The 1,373-nt window shown below is 42.2% G+C and carries 1 protein-coding gene; it reads right to left on the bottom strand.

Translation table 11 applies throughout. From position 1 onward, the window contains the following. Positions 1–622, bottom strand: a 622-nt coding sequence (locus QA601_18905; GenBank protein MDG5817171.1) for a phage integrase N-terminal SAM-like domain-containing protein, incomplete at its 3' end; no start/stop codon positions are given. Between the last annotated feature and the right edge of the window lie 751 nt (positions 623–1,373).

Genomic DNA, 1,373 nt, shown 5'->3' with positions numbered 1-1,373 from the left:
TCAGAGTAAGAGCTAATTTGTGCTTCAGGTTGGTTACTGAGTGTAGTATCGATAGTACTTCTGTTTCGCTCAATACGACCGGAAGGTACTTTTCTCTTTTTGGGCGTAACGCACATTCGGGCATCCTTTTTCCAAGAACATCGACCATCAGAAAGCGGATGGCATTCACCGACATACTCTGATATGAACCGGTAACAAATTTATCGGTGACCAGGTAGTTTAAATAATGAATTATGACAGTTTCATCGGTTTGTTCATTCTGCCGGGCGAACGATAAAAAATTTGCAATGTGTCTGGAATAGTTTCTGATCGTATTGTTACTGTAGCGTTTTCGTTTGAGTTGTTGTACACAGCGCTCTAAGAGGTCGTCTTGAAAAAGGTCTGAAGAGTTCTTATCGTGGTCGTTTGTAAAAGTTACCGCCCCAAGGGGAGATAACGTGCTAATTATCTTCGATTTAACCATAGGAGATTTGGGTATGTGCCAAACACGCCCTGCTGCATCATAACGTCTGCCTGGCAGGGAACGAACTGCATCTACAATGTCCCTGTTATAGTTAAAGCATATTATGTAGGTGTCATCAACACTTGTGATACTAATTGGATGTTTTCCCTTGATTGTCATAGTTTTGCGCTTCGGCTGCGGTACTCTGCAACAAATCCGGGCTTATCTTCCTTTTCGTCACGGGGGCTCACAGTTTTTTCATTCTCAACTAAATAAAATGTATCTGATGTTCGGGTGCAGTAAAGAAAAAAATCAGAATATATTCTCAACTCGTGCCTCCTGGCCTAGATCTCCATCCTCCCCTCAACGAAGACAAGTTTAAACCACAAAATTCTGAACTAACTGGGTTCAATTGTTCATTTTCAGGTAAATTATGAAGCCGCAAAAGGGTAAATATCTTCTTTAACCCCCTCTGGAAGGAAAATCACCCTACCGTGAGGAACCTTTTTCTGATACCCAAGACCAATTTTAAGGGCATATATATTCATAAGGAATGATAGATCAGAGCCATTCTAAGCACATCTATAGGTGCAGAACTTTTAAAAACCATTGTCTCAAAAAGTCCCGCGGTCTCAGATGGCTCTTATTGGCTATTATTGCCTGTACCGGGATACTCGCACTGCTTTATCAAAAAGGCTGGACAGTCCATAATTTGAGAAACATGGGTCATTTTGTGAGAAACACCCCCTAAACAGGCCCCTCATCGCAACAAAGATGTAATGCGACGGTCGATTTGATCCGCGATACAGGTGGGTTTGCCCGTACGCTCTTCGCTAATGCCCCCCGGAAGAACGATTACCGGACCTCGAGGCGCCATTTCTGATGTTTGAGCTAAATTTATAGTAGAAACAGATTATAAGAAATGATACAA

Source organism: Chitinispirillales bacterium ANBcel5, from assembly GCA_029688955.1.
Lineage (GTDB): Bacteria > Fibrobacterota > Chitinivibrionia > Chitinivibrionales > Chitinispirillaceae > Cellulosispirillum > Cellulosispirillum alkaliphilum.
This window is presented reverse-complemented; position numbering and strand designations above follow the sequence as displayed.